Genomic DNA, 20,161 nt, shown 5'->3' on the forward strand with positions numbered 1-20,161 from the left:
GGCCTTCAACCCTGCCGGTAGAAAATCTCGTCGCGAAAACCATGAACCCATCGGCAACCTCCATCAAGTTCGCCGGGATATAGCGCTCTGGCAACTCAACTGCACCAAATGCGCGACAGAGCCCAATATTGACCCCCTTGTGCTGAGCAGGCCCGGCGCTGCGTAGCCCTCACATAGCGCAGCGGCGGCGGGCCTGCGGGGTTTCTCCGGGATTGCCTGACGTTCGGCCTCGGTGAGGAATCGCTCGACGAGGACCCGACGCAACAAGGTCCCATTCATCGCAGCCTCGGGCTGATCGGAAAGATAGATACCTTTTCTGCGAGCATTTGAACAACTTCTTGATTGCCACGGCACTCGAGCTGGCGATGGCGGATGGGATGAGACCGGAACTGAGCGGCAGCTTAACCGCCGTGTTTCGCCCTTTCTGCAATCATCAGAACGATGTCGCGGATCAGAGGGTAGACTTCTTTCTTGAGCCCCTCTTTCGAGAAGCTTCCCCGGTATTCAGAAGGGTCGAAATAGGGGTGCTCGTGGTCGGTCTGGTTGACTTTCGACGTAGTGATCCAAGTCTCTTCATTCGGATCAAGTCCCGACAGGCGATCAAGCTCCTCCTTGGGCACATGAACACCGTGGCCGTCTTTCGGATTGCCTGTGGTGCTTAGCGCGAGGAGAGTGACGTCTGTGCCGTTCTTGAGCGGCTTGCTCAAACGCACGTCAACACAACAGGGGCGGTCCTCCTCAGACTCCTCCCCGTCGTGCTGTCGCTTCCGGATGTAGGGAAAGTAGTAGACGTCGCCGAATTGTGGATCAGAGTTCGGCAAACGCTTCGTCCAAGGCGTCCAGAAGTTCCCGGGCATCCTCAGACGACATTTCATCAAGCTTTACGGCGTTCACACGCTCTTGCGCACGAATCGGGGCGTTGGCAGCGTGACGCGGCTTGTTGAAGTTGAAACCGAACACGTCACGAGACGCTTGACCCTTGCGGGCCACGCTATAGTCGCCAATAACAGCGCACATCATGTTCATCTTTCTCTCCTTGTCGACGCCCAGGCTACCATAGTCGTCGGCAGCTTTATATATAGGACCAAAACCGTTGTTTCGACGTTAATCTGCCGGTCGGTCATGGCGGCAGTATGATTATAACACGCCGAACATGGAAAGGGTTGCAAAAATTTCCTCCTCTTCCCGTTTTACGGCATCATTGTCGATCATGGCGTAACCCTCGAAAGCATCCTTGAACTCGCCCTACAGGCGCGAATGGGCGCCTACTTTGTTCATTTTTGCCCGCCTATGCACTCGAGCCGGGCGAACAGCTGGGCGGATTCCGGCCATTCGCCGCAGCTGCGAGAGGTGCGCGTCAAAGCGGAGCAAGCGGTCATTCACACCCCTTTGATCATTGCGTCGATGCTGCACTGTACATCAATGGCAGCAATGCGCAGTTAGTGACCTATGCAAAGTCGTGGCTCGGCAGGCATGCTACAGACGTGAACGGCCCAGAGCTGACCTTGGCCACCGCCTTCTGCCGCTGCGGTGCAGCCCGTCAGATCTGCCATTCGCTGCGAGTGCGAAACCAACCCATACTTGGCTTGGTAATGCGGGGTCGACTTGTTGGTTCCGCAAACCGATAATTGGGTCAATGTAGGAAATGAGTCGAGAAAAGTCATAAAAAGAGTCGAAGTCGTGGGCCGTAGCAGGCTCACTCGACCGGACTTTTGGATCGGTGGGCCGTATCTTTCGAGTGTCAAGGAAACCGAAGGACCAATCCAATGCTGTCTGAACACGCTCAAAGACGGTGCCAGCAGAGGGGCGTAACGCGCGCTCTGTTGACGACAATTTTCGACGAAGCCGATACAGAAACCGCGATCGGCGGCAATTGCCGCTTACACCGGGTCAGTCGCCGCACAGCCAAAGCACGGGGGCTGGACGAACGCGTCGCACGGTTCGCTGTGATCCTGAGCGATGACAGCCAGAAGATCGTCACCGTCTTGGCGATGTACCGCCGCGGATGCGGCAGGTACTCGCTCCGCACCTGATGAGGGAACATGCAATGGGCAACATCGAGCAAGTTCGGGAACAAATCTATCGCGGCGACCGGCAACGCCTGGGAGAGCTTCGCGCGCTGGCACGCCAGGGTTACAAACTGAAGCCGCCATCGCACCTCCAGGCGGCGCTCGCGGCGACGCGCGCCTATAGGGCCACGCGGGGCAGGATCGACGGTGGCCGGGACGCCTTTTGCGAGCGCGCGCTGGAACGCCTCGATCTCTATGGTCGGAAGCCCGAAACGTTCAATATCTCGAAGCACACCCTCGCCAGGAGCCTGAACGCAATCACACCGGAGGTCCGGGCGCGCTATGCCGGCAAGCCTCTGCCGCATAAGGATCTAGCGCACTACCTTGCCGTGATCCGCACCGCCGCCGAAATCGATGGTGTCGATATCGAGGCCGCAGAGATCGCTTTCCTGAAGGAACTTCCGATATGGCAAACGGCAGCTCGCATGGATGCGGCAGACGAGACCTGGGAGGCCATCGAGAACCTCAGCAATCTTCTTCGTGATTTGGGAACGCAGGTTGCTGAACAAGCTGCTCTTGCGAGTGCATTTCGTCTTCAAGAAAACCTCAGCATGCGTTGGGATGCTCTCCATGAACGGATTACCCTTGTTCGGAACAACCAGGTCAATACCGGACTGAGCCCAGTCCATCCGCAGGTCGAGATTGGAGTCAATTTCGATGAGCAGCGTCCTCTTCCGTCCGTCCCCCTCGTCCGGGTGCCGGTGGGCTGGGGAGACGTCGAGCTTGAAATCGAAATGGGCAGCGCCTGCGTCTCGAGGAAACCGGGCATGGACCGCCCGGCCGGCCAATGGCAATCGCACAAGGCACGCATGATGCAGTTCCGCGAGGTGCGGCTTGCCCTTGCATTCATCAATGACCGAGAGGTCGGGCCGGTCCTGATGAGCCGGGGGGCCGTCGGAGCGAATTTCGATTGGCTGGCATCGGGAACTTCGATGATCTGGGGAACATGCCACTGGCGCGACACCCTGGCCGTCCAACAGGAGGTCTTCTTCGACGGAGGATGGCGGCGTGTTCGCTTGCCTGTCGCTTGCACCCGTGATCATGAGGATTTTGTTCTGGACCACGTGACGCCCGGAAAGGCCGGGGACTGGGACTGGGAATTTGACCCCATCGGCCATCCCGGTTCAGTCACGATGTACGGTGCCGACCATGTCAGCTTCACGCGCCTCACTCCGGATCACCTTCATCACTGGCTGGTGACACCCCATCCCCTCGACGGGATGGAGGTCATCTGTCCCTGGGGCCAGACCGATGCTGCTCATGTCGGGCACGAGTATCCGGTCTGGCTCACCGCGAGCGGCGATTTCGAGGCCTATTGGAACGACGTCCCGGTGGAGGCATTGACCTGCCCGAATGACACGCCCGCGCGGATCATCGAGACGAACCTCTACAATGGCCGTCTTGAAGCTGCACTGCGCGAAGCAGCAACGCGCGTCGTCGACCAAACCCACCGCGTCATGGAACAAAACCGCATGGCTGCGCAGGAAGCCCAACTGGCGCTGAGAGCACGCTGGACCGATCGGAAACCGTTCCTGAAATCACGATGAGGCAGCTTCGAGATCTGCCTTTTCCGATATCGCTGGAGGCGGCGCCACCTGCATGAGCGATGTCACCCCCGGGCTACCCGCGGCACGCAATCGATATCGCGGGACACGGCCATACTTCCCGAGTTGATGGCTGTTCCACACCTAAAACCACGAGTTGGAGAACGACATGAAACACAATCGACCTTCCGAAGCGGACCAGTGGTGGCAGGTGATGCCGGCCCTTCCGGTATCCCCTGAAACCCAACATCACGCCGCTCTTCGGCGTATCTGGGCCGACCATACGATCAATACCCGCGCCAAGGGGCGCGGCTATTATCACTGGGGAACCGAGGACCATATCACGCCGGCGCTTTTTCAAATCTGGGCGATTTTCAATAATCCCCAGGCGCTCTGCACTTTGCTTAAGAAAGTGGGAGCAAGGCCTGTTGGAGAGCTTCGGCACGTTCAATGGGCCTATGCGTGCGAAGAGGCGATTGCGCGGGGCACTTTTCCCGGCTTCTCGGGGCGAATCCTGATCCCTGACATCGTCATCCACTATGAGGACGAAGCAGGATGCGGCCTCATCGCATTTGAAGTGAAAAAGCCGGGCGTCGCTCCGAATGAAAAGGATGCCACCAAGCTTTCAAACTATACTAGACTTGATTCCATGAGAGCGATCGAACGCAAGCACCGGGCGTTTCTCGTGGGCGCCGAATCCGTGGCGGTCGCCATGAAACTCGATCCCCAAGCCGGAGTATTGTCCTGGAACGACATGCAACAACTCTTAGTCGAGGCGGCATATTGTGAGTTTTCATGTGACGTCTATTCCCTTGTCGCACCCTGGATCGAACGGGCATTCGCCCGACACGGGATTGGCTCGGCCTCCACACCTAAATCTGCGTCGGAGGAGGCCACTTACGGTACTCAGGCGGCTTTTGAGGCCATTGACGCAACCGGCGCGCCCCTCGCAGTCCGCCAGTTCCTGAAGGGCTCTGAGATCGTCGAAGCGCATTGGCGGAATGAAAAGCACGCCTGTCCTGCCGCGTGGATGACCAATGCCCCGACGCGAGAAGAACTCTCTGAGCGCAAGGCTCAGAGTTCGGCGGACCGTCGTCTGAACCGTTGGTCGCCGAAATGGAGGTCTTCGCTCGAACAACTCAGGATCTAAACCTGCAAAGGCTTCCAACGAACTTCGGCGCCGGCACCAAAAGCTGCTTTGCGCCGAAAAACTCGAGGTCGCGAGAAGCTCAAGAAACTTGACAGGGCCGGCTGCCGCACCCGGCCCTGAGCCGACATTCATTGTGTCGGATCTCGCCGCAGTGCAGCTTCGCCGAACCGGCCATTTCCGCCTCCGACGAGCTTAGCACGGTGTCGAGGCCGCAATTGCGGACACTTGTACCCTTTGCCGGACACCTGCGTATGAATTTACTTAGCCTCCGGAGCGTTAGAAACAGCTATGGCTTTCAGCCTATGACAACTTGGTGCTTGGAGTTAGCAAAGTTTTATCGCCAATCTCTCGCCGCTTTGTCCGCCAATCTGGCAGAGAGAAACCGGAGTTTGTCTCCGAACACCATGTCCAGTGTAAATGCGACCGGCAGTGCGATGAGGATGCTCTGACCCCAGGCTTGCAGCCACATCCAAGAGATCCCGAACTCAAGCAGGCTGAATACACCTGACAGGGCCATCGACATGAATGCCGACATAACCAATGATCCAGAAAGCCTCTGAAGACGCTTGTGATCTGCCATATCAAATGACCTCCGAAAGGGCCAAGGTTTCGGCCGCAGCTGTCAGCTCTGCCAAGGCAACCGGGTTGGTGATGGTTCCGCTGTCTGCGTCGAAGACTTCGTAGAAGCTGGCGACGGAGACGGTCGCCTTTAGGTCCGCCCCGAAGAACTGTGCTGAGCCTTTGGCCGAGGCGAGCACGCTGCCCGCCCCGCCGGGACCGGGAGAGGTCGAAAGGTAGACCGTCGGCTTACCCTGAAACACTTTCTGGTCGATCCGGCTCGCCCAGTCGAAAAGGTTTTTATAAGCGGCGGTATAGGAGCCGTTGTGTTCTGCAAATGACACGATCACCCCGTCGGCAGATCCGATCTTGTCAAAGAACGCCTTGGCCGTTTGAGGGTGTCCGATCTCCTTCTCCAGGTCTTCGCTGAAGATCGGCAGATCATGATCGTTCAAGTCCAGCACCTCGATCTGGGCATGCGGTACCAATGTCGCTGTGAAGCGCGCGAGGCGCTTGTTGATGGACGTCTTGCTGTTGCTTGCGCCGAACGCCAGGATTTTCATGAGGGTTCTCCTGTCTTTATCAGAAGTTTCGTAGGGGGCTTTGATGAGGGGGTTCGTTGTCCTTAAGGATCGACACAGGCGTTCAATTGATTGAGCCAAGCTCGCCAGCGGCGTGAGCGGCGATGACGGCTTCCAGCTGTCCAGTGTCACTCATCGCGAACGGCCCTTTCTGCACAAAGGGCTCGCGCAAGGGGCGCCCGCTGAGGAGCACAGCCCGACCGCCTTCACCGCTAAGACAGCGGATGTTTTCGGCATTGTGGACCGCAAGCGCCTCGTCGGCATTGGGATGGTAACGGGTACCATCGAGCTCAACCTCGACGTCGCCTTGGATGACATGAAGCCAGATGGCGTCTCCCGGGACGCTGCGATGGGTGAAGTTGCCGCCCTGGGACAGGCCAACATCAAGGATGGTGAAGGGCATTCCAGGTGGGGCGGCCCCGACGACGCCGTTGCTTGCGCCAGTCATCACCCGCACCCGATGTCCGTGGCCTTTGATCACCGGCATGGTCTGCGCGGCAACATGAACAGACTCCGGTGCGTCCAGTTTCTGCGCCGCCGGGAGGTTGATGAAAATCTGAAGCGCATGCGTGTGCGATCCGGGTGTGGGGGCTTCATCATGCACCGCGCCGCGCGCGGCCTTGAGCCAGTAAAGATCGCCCGGAGCCAGCGCGATATCGTTGCCAAGGGAGTCCTTGTTGCGAAAGCTGCCTGTGCTGTCCTCGAAAAGCACACTCACCGCGGAAATCCCCGCGTGGGCATGGGGCGCGAAGGTCGGCCTTGTCATGGCGAAGTGATCGACCATGATCAGCGGGTCCATCAAACCGTCAAGCTGGCGATGGATGAAGCTGAGAGCTTCAAAGCCTTCGCCCCGGGTCATTTTCTCTCCCTGCTGTATTGCGGCGATCATGGCTTGGGGATCATTGGTCTGAAATCTGTTTTGCGCGGTCATATTCGCCTCCTTTGCTGCAAATAAGTCTATTCTTGAGGCGTAAGGCGGGAAATCCGTTGATTTCGGAACTCTTCGTTCCATTTTTGGAACGAAGGGGAATAGTGAAAAGGCCGAAAATGGACCTCAACCAAGCCTACTATTTGGTTCATGTCGTTGAGAAACAGGGCTTCTCGGCAGCGGCGCGGACGCTCGGCATTCCCAAGTCCCGTATCAGTCGGCAGGTAAAAGCGTTGGAAGACACACTCGGCACGCGGCTCCTCAACCGTGACTCACGGCATATGTCACTGACGGAGGCTGGCGAAGCGTATTATCGGCATGCGAAGATGGCGTTGGAGTGCATGGTGGCCGCCGAAGCTGCGGTTCGTCAGGACAAGGACGCGCTGGAGGGCAGTGTCACCCTCTCATGTTCAGTTGGGGTCGCGCAGTTCGCGCTTGGCCGCATTCTGCCACGGTTCCTGGCCGACAACCCGCGGGTGGCACTGCGACTCCAGGCAGCAAACGATTATGCCGACATGATCGGTGATGGCATCGACCTGGCCATCCGGGGCCATGCCAAACTACTGCCCGACTCAGGCTTGATCCAAAGACATATCACAGAGGTCCCCTGGCACCTGTTCGCCTCGCCGGACATGGCGCAGCAAGTTGGTGTCTCGGCATCCCCGACAGACCTGGACGGCTTGCCCGGCCTTGCACTTGGCTGGCGGCCAGGGGGGAGTTCCTGGTCGCTGATCGGGCCCGACGGCAGCACAGCCTCAGTTCCCTATCCTGCGCGTCTGCGCAGCGATGACATGGCCATCCTCAAACAAGCGGCCTCAGAAGGGCTCGGCCTGGTCGCTCTGCCTGCATATGTCTGCGCTGAGGATATCGCTGCGGGACGGCTCTGTCGCGTCTTGCCAGACTGGACCGCCGGGGCGCCCGAAATCAGCCTTCTGATGCATGAACGGAGGGGCAACCCGCCACAGGTCGACGCCTTGGCAGGCTTCTTGCGCCGCGAGCTTCCAACTGTGATGAACAGTGGCGACAGCGGGTAGCGAACTAGGTTTTCACACTTGGGTCGGTTCATGAGACGGACGTGTGGCTCGGTTGGGTGTCCAAAATGATTTGTTGCCACATACCGCTCCAGTCGTCTCGTCTCCGCGCCTTGCATTCACCTCCCCAAGTTCAGCGGAAGCAACTGCATGAGATACGTTCCTGCACGACCAGGGAGCGAAGACCTCAGATATCGCACCCCTGTTCAGTTTTGCGCTTGTCTTCTGCCATTGCTACTTTCCTGCCTGCCATTAGACCTGCCAAGATAATGGACAAAATGGCCAATACCGAAGTAACGGTCCCCGTTGACACGCCAGTGCCAGCAGGAGAGACGGCAAAGCCGCCAAGAACAGAGCCAAGCGCGATCCCGATATTTCCGGCAGAAATATTGAGAGAGCCAGCAAAGGCGGGAAATTGTGGTGCGGCGTTCATCAAACGTGCCTGGCTCAAAACAAAGCTGGCCGCATGCGCGCCGCCCCATGTCGCCGCAATGGTCACCGCCATAGCTGTTTCGGGATTATGCTCCGCCTGCACGGCCAGACTGCACAGCGCAACCAATCCCGTTGCACAGCAGCTGGCCGCGAAGGGCCACTTGACTGCCTTGGCTGCAAGCCAGTTCCCGGCAAAGCCGGCCACTCCAAAAACGAGAAGCAGAACGTTGACAGCCTCTGGCTGAATGCCCGCATCATTCAGAATTTGGGCAATATGAGCGTAACTGGCAAAAAGTGCTGCGAAAGTCAAAACCGTCAGCGTCAGGTGCCCAAGCAGGTATCCGTCGAAGGTTCGGACACGCTGCAGCGGACTGGATTGAGGCCCCCTTTCATCAGGGCATTTGTAAATCGCTGCCATGACCAACAGACAGAAGAGCCCCAGACCAAACATGACACTTTGCCACCCGACAAGAGCTGCAAGGCTTGCGCCGATGGGGGGTGACAATGCGCCGCCAGCAACAACCCCTGTGTAAAGAAGAGAGGTCCCTTGCCCAGTGCCGTATCGCTGTGCCATCCATACATTGGCAAAACTCATAAACACCGGCAGTGTAGCGCCTTGAATGGCCCGCAGTGCCAGTGTCGGAGCAAGATCGGGTGAAAAAGCAAAAGCAAGATTGCCAACGAACGGCGCCAGTGACCACACCAAAACGCGCCTGGGTGGAAAACGCGCTAGGTAGTAGGCCAGACCGGGACCGCCAAAGGCGGCCCCAATAGCGAAAACCGAAACAACAAGACTATATTGCGCAGTGTTGATCGCCAGCGAAGAAGACAGGCCCTCTGCCAATCCCACGACAACGAATTCCACTGAAACAACAAGAAACGCGCCGATGATTAGCGTCGCCGTTATTAAGGAGTTCTCTGACCGCAAAGTCACGCGTTTGCGCCATTATCGAGAAGCCAGTCTGCGCCGGTGACCGACCGACCGGCCGGCCCGGCAAGAAAGGTGACAAGGTCTGCAACCTCTTCTGGCGTGGCGTATCGACCCGTCGCTGTCGCCGCACGCTGACCGTCCGCCGCCGGACCGTTTGCCGGGTTCATATCGGTATCTGTTGACCCGGGGTGGATGGCCACAGCCGTAATCCCACGTGGTCCTAGATCCCGTGCGAGGGCATGCGTGAACCCAGAGATTGCAGCCTTGCTGGCGCTATAGGCGGTAAGGCCCGGAAAACTAGCCCGGAAAGCGAGGTTGCTGCCGATCGAAATGATGCGACCGCCTTCCGGCATGTGATTTATGACGGATTTAGCGGCCACAAATGCGGCAGTCAGGTGAACTGTGACAGTCTCATTAAACACCTCCAAGCTCATCTCATCAATCGGCATAACTTTAAAAATACCGGCATTGTTGACCAGTATGTCTATGCCACCTAATGCATTTGCGGCTTCACTGATTGCACCTTCGATCTCGCTCGGAACCGTGCTGTTCGCACGGATTGCCAGCGCGCGCCGCCCCGAGGCCTCGATGGAATTACGCAGGGCTTCAGCGGGACCGGCAGAGGCATTGTATGTGAAGGCAACATCTGCGCCATCCGCTGCGAGGCGGCGCACGATTGCTGCGCCCATTCCGCGACTGCCTCCAGTAACCAAGGCATTTTTTCCAGCTAGTTGCATGTCGAACTCCTATTTATGTAGTGATCACTAAACAAATAGGTTCTTGCTACGGGATGTCAAACAATTCATGTATCGATCGATACACAAAGGAGCGCGTCATGACACGAGGTCGGCCCAGACAGTTCGATAGAGACGCCGCGCTGGCGCGCGCCATGGAGATGTTCTGGGCAGACGGATATGCAAACACATCAGTCTCGGACCTGACGCATGCTATGAACATCTCACCGCCAAGTTTTTATTCTGCATTTGGCAGCAAGGATGCGCTGTATGAGGAAAGCTTGAAATTTTTCGTTACGCACCACGGTGGGCAGATGTGGGATCGACTCGAAACGACCCCCGCGCTTGGGAATGCTGTTGAGGCCTTTCTCACCACCTCGGCGTCAGCATTCTCAGACAGTGGGCATCCGCCCGGATGCATGGTTATCGCCGGGCTGCAGGAAATGGTTCCTGGCAGCGCCACCGACGACGTATCCCACAGCGCTGCTTGGCTAAAGTCCCAACGAGAAGCCAATGATCGCAAAATGCAGAATAGGTTCAAACGCGCCATCGAGGAGGGCGATGCCCCAAGTGATTTTGACTACCGCGCCGCAGCGGATTTCGTTCTGACACTTCAAGCCGGGTTGTCGAACACTGCTCGTTTGACGTTGTCACCCTCGCGGCTCGTATCAATCGCCCGTCTGGGGCGACGAGCAATTGAGGCAATGTTGGCCTCAGGTCCCATGGATCAGCACGGCACCACCTGATTTAGCCTCGGCGAGAAGCAAGCCTTTGATGGGCGATCTTTCTGGTTGAGCGACGCGCAAATGGAGCGGCGGCTGCGTGACTTCCAGAAGTCGCACGGCAAGCCGTCGGCGACAGGCGCGTGCTCAGCGGCTCTATCTTCATCAATCGCAATGGCTTGCTATCGCGGGAGCGGGAGCATCCTGGATTCAGCCAAACTGGCCGCTAATGGTCCGCTTTTTCCATTACTCCGTGAGATCTTCGCGACTGCAGCGAACTGCCGCTTTCCGCCCCATAGAGGCATAGATCGACCGAAATGGGCGACGCTCCGCGCCGCAGCGCAAACCTTTGGGCAAATCGCGCAAACTTATAGGGATCGCGCACGAATATGCGCGATCCTACAGTGGATCAGAAGTCCAGGTTTTCCACGCTCAGCGCGTTTTTCTGGATGAATTCGCGGCGCGGTTCGACCACATCACCCATCAGCTTGGTGAACAGATCGTCGGCCTCGACCATGTCGTCCACGCGCACCTGCAACAGGGTGCGGGCGTCCGGGTCCAGCGTGGTTTCCCACAGCTGATCCGGGTTCATCTCGCCCAGTCCCTTGTAGCGCTGCAGCGACAGGCCTTTTTCACCCTCTTCCAGAATCGCCTTCAACAGCTCCAGCGGACCGTGGATCAGCTGGCTGCGCTCTTTGCGTACCAGCGTCGCGGTCTGGCCGTAGATCTCCTGCAGGCTTTGGGTAAAGCTGCCGGTCTTGCGCGCCTCACCCGAACGCAGCATCGGACCATCCAGCGTGCGGACCTCCTCAACGCCGCGCAGGATGCGGGCCAGACGGATACCGTGATCCTGGGTGATGCGCCCCTGCCAGCCCTTTTCATACTCCAGTGCAATCAGGTCGAGCCGCTTGGCAACCCTGTCGGCAACGCCCTGCAGGTCGGCATCCACCGCACCGGGAACAAACGCACCTGCAACGGCAGCCTGCTCCAGAATATGGCGAGGGTAATGAGTCGGGAAGGCATCGATGACACGACGCAGCTGACGCGCCTCATCCACCACGCGGGCCAGATCCTGCCCGACGATTTCCTCGCCCGATCCCAGCTTCAGAACCGCGCCTTCAACGCCTTGGTGGATCAGGTAGTCATCCAGCGCCGCCTGATCCTTCAGGTAGACCTCGGATTTGCCACGGGCCACCTTATAAAGCGGCGGCTGGGCGATATAGAGATAGCCGCCCTCGATCAGCTCGGGCATCTGGCGATAGAAGAAGGTCAGCAGAAGCGTCCGGATATGGGCGCCGTCCACGTCCGCATCGGTCATGATGACGATCTTGTGGTAGCGCAGTTTGGAGATGTCGAACTCATCCCGGCCAATACCGGTGCCAAGCGCCATCACCAAGTTGCCGATTTCCTGGCTTCCCAGCATCCGGTCGAAGCGCGCGCGCTCCACGTTCAGGATCTTACCGCGCAGGGGCAGGATTGCCTGCGTCTGGCGGTCACGACCCGTCTGAGCAGAACCCCCAGCGGAGTCACCCTCGACGAGGAAGACTTCGGTTTTCGAGGGGTCTTTCTCGGAACAGTCCTTCAGCTTGCCGGCGAGGAAGTTCACATCCATCGCCGTCTTACGCCGGGTCAGCTCGCGCGCCTTACGGGCGGCTTCGCGGGCCAGGGCGGCTTCGATGATCTTGCCGACGATTTCCTTGGCCTGGGTCGGGTTTTCCTCGAACCACTCGGCCAGTTTCTCGTTCACCAGACTTTCCACCACCGGGCGAACCTCGGAGGAGACCAGTTTGTCTTTGGTCTGAGAGGAGAACTTGGGATCCGGCACCTTGACCGACAACACACAGGTCAGACCTTCGCGGGCGTCGTCACCAGTGAAAGAGACCTTCTCCTTCTTGGCGATCCCGGAAGATTGCGCGTAGTTGTTGATGGTCCGCGTCAGCGCACCGCGGAAGCCCGCCACGTGGGTACCGCCATCGCGCTGGGGAATGTTGTTTGTAAAGGGCAGCACGGTTTCATGGTAGCTGTCGTTCCACCACATCGCCACTTCGACGCCGATGTCGTCCTTTTCACCCACGATATAGATCGGGGCATCCATGACCGGGCTTTTCGACCGGTCGAGGTACTTGACGAATTCCTTCACACCGCCTTCGTAGAACAGCTCGGTCTCAAGCCGCTCGGCCGGGCGTTCATCGATCAGGATGATCCGCACACCAGAGTTGAGGAAGGCAAGTTCCCGCAGACGCTTTTCCAGCGTTTCAAAGGAGTATTCGAGGTTCGAGAACGTGTCGGTCGACGCCAGGAAGCGGACCTCGGTGCCGGTACGGTCACCGCAGTCGCCAACGACCTCAAGGTGCTTGGCCGTGTCGCCGCGCTCGAACCGCGCGATGTGTTCCTTGCCATTGCGCCAGATGCGCAGCTCCAGCCAGTCGGACAGGGCGTTCACAACGGAAACGCCAACACCGTGCAGACCGCCAGAGACCTTGTAGGAGTTGCTGTCGAATTTGCCGCCCGCGTGCAGCTGGGTCATGATGACCTCGGCCGCCGAGACGCCTTCTTCGGCGTGGATATCCACCGGAATACCGCGCCCGTTGTCGCTGACAGAAACACTGGAATCGGCGTGAATTTTCACCGTCACGGCGTCCGCGTGGCCCGCCAGTGCCTCGTCGATGCCATTGTCGACGACCTCATACACCATATGGTGCAGGCCCGATCCATCGTCGGTGTCCCCGATATACATGCCGGGGCGTTTGCGAACCGCCTCCAAGCCTTTGAGAACTTTGATGGAATCCGCACCGTATTCGGCGGGGGCGTGCTCGTTTCCGGACATTCGCGCGTTCCTGTTTTTGCTTTCAGATTTTATACGCAGTCCGGGGGGGAATGTCACGCGCACGCGCCCCTTTTATTCTTGGATTCAAGCGGCTTTTGCCCCCAGACCGGCGACTTTTTGCAGCCACCCCTCGACCTTCTTGCCCTTGGCATCCGTGGCAGGCGCAAAGGAGGAGAACCGGGTCGGCTTCACACCGACAAAGCCAAGGATCTGACGGCTGATGATTTTCTTGATCGCATTGCTGTAAATCAGTTTGAGCAGCAGTGGGGGCGTGTCCGATGTCAGCAGCACCCGGGCCGTCTTGCCGGTCAGCATCGGTGCCGGAACTCCCATCATGTTCGGGTTGCGCGTGTCGAAAGTCCGACCGGGCAGTAGCGCGCGATCAAAGACGCCTTTCAGCTTGGCCGGGATGGCGCCCCACCACAGCGGCGTTGCCACCACCACGTGATCGGCCCACTCCAGATCTGCAAGGAAGACTTCCAGATCCGGCTCCAGCGGCTTGGGGTTCTTATAACCGCCCTGCCCGTAATCCATGTCGAACTGCATGGCAGAGATATCGTGATAGCGCACCGCGTGACCCTTGGCCTTGGCCGAGGCGGCATAGGTATCGCACAGCGATTTCGACAGCGAGGTTTCACCGGGGTGACCATTCAGGACGATGATTTTCTTGGTGGACATCTGACACTTCCTACAACTAAATTGACCAGGGTCAGTTTATTGTCTCAATAAATGACCCTGGTCAATATTTAAATTGACCAGGGTCACATTTTCTTGATGAGGACGCAGATGCCGCGACAGCCCCAGAAACGCCGACTTGAAACCCGCGCCAAACTGCTGGAGGTCACAGCCGAGCTTGTTGCGACCGAAGGTTACAGCGGTCTCAAGGTTGAAGACGTTGTAAACCGCGCAGGCGTGGCCAAGGGCACGCTGTTTTCCCACTTCCGAGACAAGGACGGACTGCTCGCGGTGCTGATCGGGGCCGAGGTGATGCGCCATCTTGACCAGATGGAGGAAAAGGGGGCGCCAGACAGCCGCGAGGCCCTGCTGGAACGTATCGCACCCCTGCTGGAGTATGTGGCCGGAGACCGGGTGATCTTTGATCTGCTGCTGCGTTATTCAGGATCCACCGGCACCGAAACGGATGAGGTGGTGACCGAAGGCTTTTATCGCCAGATCGCCATCTGGGGCGATTGGATCGCGCAGCTGCAACAGGCAGGACTGGTGCGCGACGATTACCCGGCGCAATTCCTGGCCGAAGGCATTCAGGCCTTTCTCAATCAGGTGATCGCGATCTGGTTCTGCATGTCCAGTCCCAACGAACAGACCCCACTGGACGCGCTGCGCCCCTTTCTGGAGGCCTGGCTGGCGCCGCAAGCCTGACCACCCTGAGCCAACAAGCTATCAGGAAAAGGGAATGATCAGCCCGACGCAGATCAAGAGGCCGCCGGACACCAGGTTGACCTTCTTCAGGGCTGATGGCGACGACAGCAGCGCCCGCAACCGGTGCACCAGCGCCGCCAGAATCAGGTTGCCCATCAGTGGCACAAAAAAAGACAGCGTCACGATCACTGCCACATCCACCTTCGTGACTGCGGAAAGGTCAAAGAACCCCGGCAGCAGCCCCATGTAGAACAGGATCGCTTTGGGATTGCCCAGAATAACGGCAATCCCGGCCATGAACCCAGCCCAGGTGCCGGGGCGGAGTAAAGCGCTGTTTTCCTGAATCCGCGCGCCCGCGTGGCGGATCAGGGTGATGCCCATGAACAGGAACATCAGGCAGGCGACCCAGCGCAGGACGGTCATGATGCCTGCAAATTCGGACACCAGCCAGGACATGCCCGCCACCGCTACCAGCAGCCACAGGATATCGCCGCAAGCCACCCCCAGCGCCAGTGGCCAGGCGGCATGAAACCCGCCGGACACCGCCCGCGCCAGCAGCGCCAGCCAGACCGGACCCGGGGTGAGGAACAGAACGAACAGCCCGCCCGCATAAAGCACCAGATCCCAGATAGACAGGGTCATGACCGCACCTCTACCTTTGATCCGCCTTCGCCCTCGGTGATTTCCATCATCTGGGCGCGACCACCCATTTCTGCAAACAGTTCTGCCTCGGTCCCGGTCATCCAGGCCTGCGCCCCCAGCGCACAGATCTCATCATAAAGCGCGGCGCGGCGGGCCGCGTCCAGATGCGCTGCGACCTCGTCCAACAACACGATCGGCGGCGCCCCTTCGCGCCCCGCAAGCGCACGGGCATTGGCAAGGATCAGCGAGACCAGCAGCGCCTTCTGCTCTCCGGTGGAGCAATCGCGGGCCGGTACGCCCTTGGCCGCATAGGTCCCGATCAGATCGGTGCGATGGGGGCCGACCAGCGTGCGCCCCGCCGCCAGATCACGGAACCGGCTTTCGGCCAGCGCCTCGCGCAGGTCCTCTGCGCTTGCGGGCATGGTGCCTTCCGTCTGGATCAACTCCAGTTCAGCCACGGGAAAGGCGGTTTCGGCGGCCGCCTGCGCCTCTTGCAGCAGCGACACCGCCGCAATACGCGCGGCGCTGATGCGGTGGCCGGTCTCGGCCATCTGCGTTTCCAACACCCGGTACCAGGCCGGATCGCGGTTCTGGTCTTTCAGCAGGCGGTTGCGTTCGCGCATCGCCTTTTCGTAGGCCAGCGTCGCCTCGGCATGGGAGGGATCAAAGCTGAGCACGATGCGATCCAGAAACCGGCGACGGCCCTCGGCGGCTTCGATCCACAGGCGGTCCATCGCAGGGATCAGCCAAACCACGCGGCAGATCTGCCCCAGTGCGATCTGGTTGGAGGCCTTGTTGTCGATCCTGACCTGCCGGGCGTTGCCGCCTTCGGACCAGGTTTCCACCTCGTAGGACTGTGTGGGGGCCTGCAGAGTCGCCTTCAGTTTCCACCCCAGCGCCTCGGGGCGGCGGGTCATTTCCGCAGCGCTGGCGCGGCGCAGGCCGCGGCCCGGGGAAAACAGCGACACCGCCTCAAGGATATTGGTCTTACCCGCCCCATTTGGCCCGAACAGCGCCACGGGCCGCCCATCCAAATGCAGTTCCGCCCGCAAATGCGAGCGGAAGTGAGACATGGTCAACTCTGTCAGGGCAAGCACTTAGGGCGCCCCTTTCCTGATAGTGAGAACCCTATGCCGGGTCCGTAGCGCCGAATCCGTGCCGTCAGACGCGCATCGGCATGACGACGTAAACCGCGCTTTCGTCATTGCCTTCGCGCATCAGGGTCGGATCGCCGGAAGAGTTGAACAGGAACACCGCGTTTTCCCGGTCCACCTGACTGGCGATCTCCAAGAGATACTTGGCGTTAAAGCCGATTTCCAGGCGCTCGTCGCTGTAGGCAACCGCCAGCTCTTCCTCGGCGGCGCCGCTGTCGGGCGCGTTGACCGACAGGATCAGGCGATCTTCTTCCAGCTGCAGTTTAACCGCGCGGGAGCGTTCCGAGGACACGGTCGCAACCCGGTCCACCGCCTTGGCGAATTCGGCTGCATCCACTTCCAGACGGCGGGTGTTCCCCACCGGAATGACGCGGGTGTAATCCGGGAAGGTGCCGTCGATTACCTTGGAGGTCAGGGTGATGTTCGGGGTGGCAAAGCGAACCTTGGTTTCGGAGACCGAAACGGCGATGTCCATCTCGTCATCGTCCAGCAGCTTGCGCAGCTCACCTACGGTTTTACGCGGCACGATCACGCCCGGCATATCCTCGGCGCCCATCGGCAGCGGCGCGTCGATCCGCGCCAAACGGTGACCATCGGTCGCCACGCAGCGCAGTGCCTTGCCGCCTTCGGAGCTGTCAGCCACATGCATGTAGACACCGTTCAGGTAATAGCGGGTTTCTTCGGTCGAAATCGCAAATTTCGACTTGTCGAACAGGCGACGCAGCATGGCCGCGTTGGCGGTGAAATTCGAATGATACTCGGACGAGGCCATTACCGGGAAATCTTCGCGCGGCAGGGTCGCCAGCGAGAAGTTCGACCGGCCTGCCTCGACCGTCAGGCGGCCTGTGGCGGCATCGGCCGTCAGGGTCACGAGCGCGCCATCGGGCAGCTTGCGCACAATTTCATGCAGGGTGGTCGCAGCCACGGTGGTCGCCCCGGCGCGCTCAACCTGCGCGGGGGCCTTGTCGACCACTTCGATGTCCAGATCGGTGGCGCGGAACTGGGCGGTATCGCCCTCGGCTTCGATCAGCACATTGGCGAGGATCGGAATGGTGTTACGCCGCTCTACGACCGATTGTGCCTGGGCCACAGCCTTGAGAAGCGTGCCGCGTTCGATGCTGATCTTCATGTCCCTTGTCCTTTTTGTCTTGCCTCAGGCAGTGGCCGGGATAAGCAAATTAGCGGTTTACCCCTGCCATACAAGGCTTTTTATCGACTTCTCCAAGGGAAAGGAGGCAGCGTCAAGGGGCCTGTGATCGGCAGGGTGCAGAACACCGTCAAACGTTGCCCGCTGGCATACAAATGGCATCCCGGTCCTGCATGGAAAAGCGGCCCCGGATTTCCGGGGCCGCATTGTCACGTCTCGCTCGGATCGCGCTTACGCCTCCAGGGAGCGGCGCAGCATTTCGACGTCTTCGGCGATCTGGCCGTCGGTCGTCTTCAGCTCTTCAATCCGTTTCACACCATGCATCACGGTTGTGTGGTCACGCCCGCCAAAACGGCGGCCGATTTCCGGCAGCGACCGGCTGGTCAGCTGCTTGCACAGATACATCGCCACTTGCCGCGGCCGCGCATAGGAACGCAGGCGCTTGGGGCCGATGATATCCGACATACGGATGTTGTAGTATTCCGACACCTTGCGCTGGATCTCTTCGACGGTGATTTTACGCTCCGAGGCGCGCAGCACATCGGCCAGACAGTCCTGTGTCAGATCCATGTCGATCTCGCGCCCAACGAGCGAGGCAAAGGCGAAGAGACGGGTCAGAGCGCCTTCGAGAACACGCACGTTGGTCGAGATGCGATGCGCCAGGAATTCGAGCACGCCATCAGCGATTTCAAGGCCCGGATAGGTTTCGCGGTGCTGCTGCACCTTGGTCTGAAGGATGCCGAGACGCAGTTCGTAATCGGTGGGGTGCAGATCCACCACCAGACCACATTGCAGACGCGATTTCACGCGGTCCTCAAGATCCTTGATCTCACCCGGGGCACGGTCCGCCGAAATGATGATCTGCTTGTTCTGGTCCACCAGCGCATTGAAGGTATGGAAGAATTCTTCCTGCGTGGAATCCTTGCCCGCGATGAATTGCACGTCATCCACCATCAGCACGTCGACCGAGCGGAACAGGTGTTTGAAGTCCATCATCTTGCGTTCGCGCAGCGCCTGCACAAAGCGGTACATGAACTGTTCCGCCGACAGATAAAGCACGTTCAGCTGCGGGTTCTGTTCTTTCAGCTCCCAGGCGATGGCGTGCATCAGGTGGGTTTTACCCAGGCCAACACCGCCATAGAGCACCAGCGGATTGAAGGTCACCGGACCACCCTCGGCCACGCGGCGCGCAGCGGCATGGGCCAGTTCGTTCGGTTTGCCGACAACAAAGCTGTCAAAGGTGAACCGCGGATCCAGCGGTGCCGCCTGCAAGGCATCCAACCCGTCACGCGACGACGAAGACGACGCAGCCGCATCCTCGGTCCGCGCAGCAGCGCCTGCCTGAACAGTACTCGCCTCGGCCATTTCGGCAAAGGGTTCAGCGGCCCGTTCCGTCTGCCGCACCGGGCGGGCAGGTGAGTTGGCAGCCACCTTAAACGCAAGCCGCTGTACCGATTCACCGGACATGCTGAGCTCGTGCAGAATCAGATCTGCAAAGTTCTGGCTGACATAGTTCCCCATGAAGTTCGTCGGCACATGAAAGACCGCAACGCCTTCATCGACCGAACTGAATTCAAGCGGCTCGATCCAGGTGGTGAAATTGTTTTGACCGACTGTCTTGAGCAATCGTTGTCTGAGCTGTCCCCATTTTTCTTCCGTCATGCTACGCCTCACGCGTCCCCAAAAGCAGCGGCCATTTTCGACCTATCGTTTCATCAAGCCTCCCCGTCCGGAGGCGCGTTCACACACAGGACATTCGGTGCGTGCCGGTCATACCAGACGCAGTACCCATGTCGGGCGGTACGGATCCTGAAACACACACAAAATCCTTCGACCGCCGCACAACACGCGTTGAGTCGATATGCACCAAAATCGAAACAAGACCATGTGCCAGATCATCTGGCACGGCTCTGGTATCAGACCACTGCGATCTGGCATGACCGCAATATATCTGAGCCCTGGAAGTGATCTTAATGCCCGTTAAGATCACCGCGAGCAGCCTGTCCCCCAGCGAGTGAATCGCTGTATTAGTGGTAGCAATTTGTGGGGGGAAGCGGCAACGAAACTATGATGTTGACTCGTGCTTTGGCCGCAAAGAATCTCTCGCGCCTGCAGCACTGGCTTAAGAAGCGATCAAAAAAGAAAGGCACCGCAAATCGCGATGCCTTTCGTAAAAAACCCACCAATGGCAGATTTCAGATTTCTTAAGAGTCTGATTCAAAACTTTTCGAGTGAATTCATTGTCTTGCGAGCATCCGCGTGACGCGGCGGATGTGTGCGATTGTGACCCAAGCTGCCGCGCTGGCGATGGATTTTTCCCAATCCTTCGAT

At 59.1% G+C, this 20,161-nt stretch carries 19 protein-coding genes and 2 pseudogenes; 7 read left to right on the forward strand and 14 right to left on the reverse strand.

The features are described 5' to 3' along the window. Positions 1-401 precede the first annotated feature (401 nt). Together AAFO90_RS20535 and AAFO90_RS20540 are read right to left on the reverse strand one after the other, a co-directional pair. Positions 402-821: a hypothetical protein gene (locus AAFO90_RS20535; RefSeq protein WP_347510574.1), complete on the reverse strand. Its 420-nt coding sequence runs from the start codon at positions 819-821 to the stop codon at positions 402-404. Continuing rightward, complete coding sequence (locus AAFO90_RS20540; protein WP_347510575.1) at positions 808-1,026, reverse strand: hypothetical protein; 219 nt, start codon at positions 1,024-1,026, stop codon at positions 808-810. Before AAFO90_RS20540 ends, AAFO90_RS20535 begins: the two co-directional genes overlap by 14 nt. A gap of 797 nt (positions 1,027-1,823) precedes the next feature. On the opposite strand from AAFO90_RS20540, the gene AAFO90_RS20545 reads away from it, so the two are divergent. The 3 genes from AAFO90_RS20545 to AAFO90_RS20555 all read left to right on the forward strand — a co-directional run bounded on the left by AAFO90_RS20545 (position 1,824) and on the right by AAFO90_RS20555 (position 4,763). Next, complete coding sequence (locus tag AAFO90_RS20545) at positions 1,824-2,033, forward strand: hypothetical protein (RefSeq protein ID WP_347510576.1); 210 nt, start codon at positions 1,824-1,826, stop codon at positions 2,031-2,033. A gap of 14 nt (positions 2,034-2,047) precedes the next feature. Continuing rightward, positions 2,048-3,616, forward strand: coding sequence for a hypothetical protein (locus tag AAFO90_RS20550; RefSeq protein ID WP_347510577.1), 1,569 nt, complete (start codon positions 2,048-2,050; stop codon positions 3,614-3,616). Positions 3,617-3,782: 166 nt separating this feature from the next. Beyond that, on the forward strand, positions 3,783-4,763 hold the full coding sequence (locus AAFO90_RS20555; protein WP_347510578.1) for a hypothetical protein: 981 nt from the start codon (positions 3,783-3,785) through the stop codon (positions 4,761-4,763). 334 nt (positions 4,764-5,097) lie between these two features. Here the strand turns inward: AAFO90_RS20555 and AAFO90_RS20560 are convergent, their stop codons facing one another. From AAFO90_RS20560 to AAFO90_RS20570, 3 genes are read right to left on the reverse strand one after another with little or no spacing between them, the layout of a single operon-like run. Continuing rightward, positions 5,098-5,343 carry a DUF2798 domain-containing protein gene (locus tag AAFO90_RS20560; RefSeq protein WP_347510579.1) on the reverse strand — a complete coding sequence of 82 codons (246 nt, stop codon included), beginning with the start codon at positions 5,341-5,343 and terminating at the stop codon, positions 5,098-5,100. A 1-nt stretch (position 5,344) separates the two neighbouring features. Continuing rightward, positions 5,345-6,034: an NADPH-dependent FMN reductase gene (locus AAFO90_RS20565; RefSeq protein ID WP_347510580.1), complete on the reverse strand. Its 690-nt coding sequence runs from the start codon at positions 6,032-6,034 to the stop codon at positions 5,345-5,347. Next, positions 5,967-6,914, reverse strand: coding sequence for a pirin family protein (locus AAFO90_RS20570; protein ID WP_347510581.1), 948 nt, complete (start codon positions 6,912-6,914; stop codon positions 5,967-5,969). Before AAFO90_RS20570 ends, AAFO90_RS20565 begins: the two co-directional genes overlap by 68 nt. 35 nt (positions 6,915-6,949) lie before the next feature. Here AAFO90_RS20570 and AAFO90_RS20575 point away from each other — a divergent pair, with 35 nt between their 5' ends. Continuing rightward, positions 6,950-7,864 carry a LysR substrate-binding domain-containing protein gene (locus AAFO90_RS20575; protein WP_347510582.1) on the forward strand — a complete coding sequence of 305 codons (915 nt, stop codon included), beginning with the start codon at positions 6,950-6,952 and terminating at the stop codon, positions 7,862-7,864. Between the two features lie 184 nt (positions 7,865-8,048). Here the strand turns inward: AAFO90_RS20575 and AAFO90_RS20580 are convergent, their stop codons facing one another. Both AAFO90_RS20580 and AAFO90_RS20585 read right to left on the reverse strand, forming a co-directional pair. Next, positions 8,049-9,227 carry an MFS transporter gene (locus AAFO90_RS20580; RefSeq protein WP_347510583.1) on the reverse strand — a complete coding sequence of 393 codons (1,179 nt, stop codon included), beginning with the start codon at positions 9,225-9,227 and terminating at the stop codon, positions 8,049-8,051. Further along, positions 9,224-9,961, reverse strand: a complete 738-nt coding sequence (locus tag AAFO90_RS20585; RefSeq protein WP_347510584.1) for an SDR family NAD(P)-dependent oxidoreductase — start codon at positions 9,959-9,961, stop codon at positions 9,224-9,226. Before AAFO90_RS20585 ends, AAFO90_RS20580 begins: the two co-directional genes overlap by 4 nt. 98 nt (positions 9,962-10,059) lie before the next feature. Between AAFO90_RS20585 and AAFO90_RS20590 the strand changes: the two genes are divergently transcribed. Next, the gene (locus tag AAFO90_RS20590) at positions 10,060-10,704 is read left to right on the forward strand and encodes a TetR/AcrR family transcriptional regulator (protein WP_347510585.1); all 645 of its coding nucleotides are present in this window, start codon (positions 10,060-10,062) and stop codon (positions 10,702-10,704) included. 60 nt (positions 10,705-10,764) lie between these two features. After that, positions 10,765-10,874 (forward strand): annotated as a pseudogene (locus AAFO90_RS20595) (IS5/IS1182 family transposase); the annotation flags it as partial. A 215-nt stretch (positions 10,875-11,089) separates the two neighbouring features. Here AAFO90_RS20595 and gyrB read toward each other — a convergent pair. After that, on the reverse strand, positions 11,090-13,507 hold the full coding sequence (gene gyrB, locus AAFO90_RS20600) for a DNA topoisomerase (ATP-hydrolyzing) subunit B (protein WP_065272206.1): 2,418 nt from the start codon (positions 13,505-13,507) through the stop codon (positions 11,090-11,092). Positions 13,508-13,591: 84 nt separating this feature from the next. Continuing rightward, positions 13,592-14,185: an NAD(P)H-dependent oxidoreductase gene (locus AAFO90_RS20605; RefSeq protein ID WP_347510586.1), complete on the reverse strand. Its 594-nt coding sequence runs from the start codon at positions 14,183-14,185 to the stop codon at positions 13,592-13,594. 108 nt (positions 14,186-14,293) lie between these two features. On the opposite strand from AAFO90_RS20605, the gene AAFO90_RS20610 reads away from it, so the two are divergent. Further along, entirely contained in the window at positions 14,294-14,887 is a 594-nt protein-coding gene (locus AAFO90_RS20610) for a TetR/AcrR family transcriptional regulator (RefSeq protein ID WP_274831646.1), read from the forward strand. A gap of 21 nt (positions 14,888-14,908) precedes the next feature. On the opposite strand, the gene AAFO90_RS20615 is transcribed toward AAFO90_RS20610, so the two are convergent. The 5 genes and pseudogenes from AAFO90_RS20615 to AAFO90_RS20635 all read right to left on the reverse strand — a co-directional run. Further along, the gene (locus AAFO90_RS20615) at positions 14,909-15,529 is read right to left on the reverse strand and encodes a LysE family translocator (protein ID WP_347510587.1); all 621 of its coding nucleotides are present in this window, start codon (positions 15,527-15,529) and stop codon (positions 14,909-14,911) included. Further along, positions 15,526-16,626, reverse strand: a complete 1,101-nt coding sequence (recF, locus tag AAFO90_RS20620; RefSeq protein ID WP_347510588.1) for a DNA replication/repair protein RecF — start codon at positions 16,624-16,626, stop codon at positions 15,526-15,528. The genes AAFO90_RS20615 and recF overlap by 4 nt, the downstream gene beginning before the upstream one ends. 64 nt (positions 16,627-16,690) lie before the next feature. Then, complete coding sequence (gene dnaN / locus AAFO90_RS20625) at positions 16,691-17,812, reverse strand: DNA polymerase III subunit beta (RefSeq protein ID WP_065272201.1); 1,122 nt, start codon at positions 17,810-17,812, stop codon at positions 16,691-16,693. Between the two features lie 249 nt (positions 17,813-18,061). After that, positions 18,062-19,492: a chromosomal replication initiator protein DnaA gene (gene dnaA / locus AAFO90_RS20630; protein ID WP_274831649.1), complete on the reverse strand. Its 1,431-nt coding sequence runs from the start codon at positions 19,490-19,492 to the stop codon at positions 18,062-18,064. Between the two features lie 575 nt (positions 19,493-20,067). Next, positions 20,068-20,161, reverse strand: a pseudogene (locus AAFO90_RS20635) (IS5/IS1182 family transposase); the annotation flags it as partial.

It is taken from the genome of Phaeobacter sp. CAU 1743 (assembly GCF_039839315.1).
Classification (GTDB): Bacteria; Pseudomonadota; Alphaproteobacteria; order Rhodobacterales; family Rhodobacteraceae; genus Phycobacter; species Phycobacter gallaeciensis_A.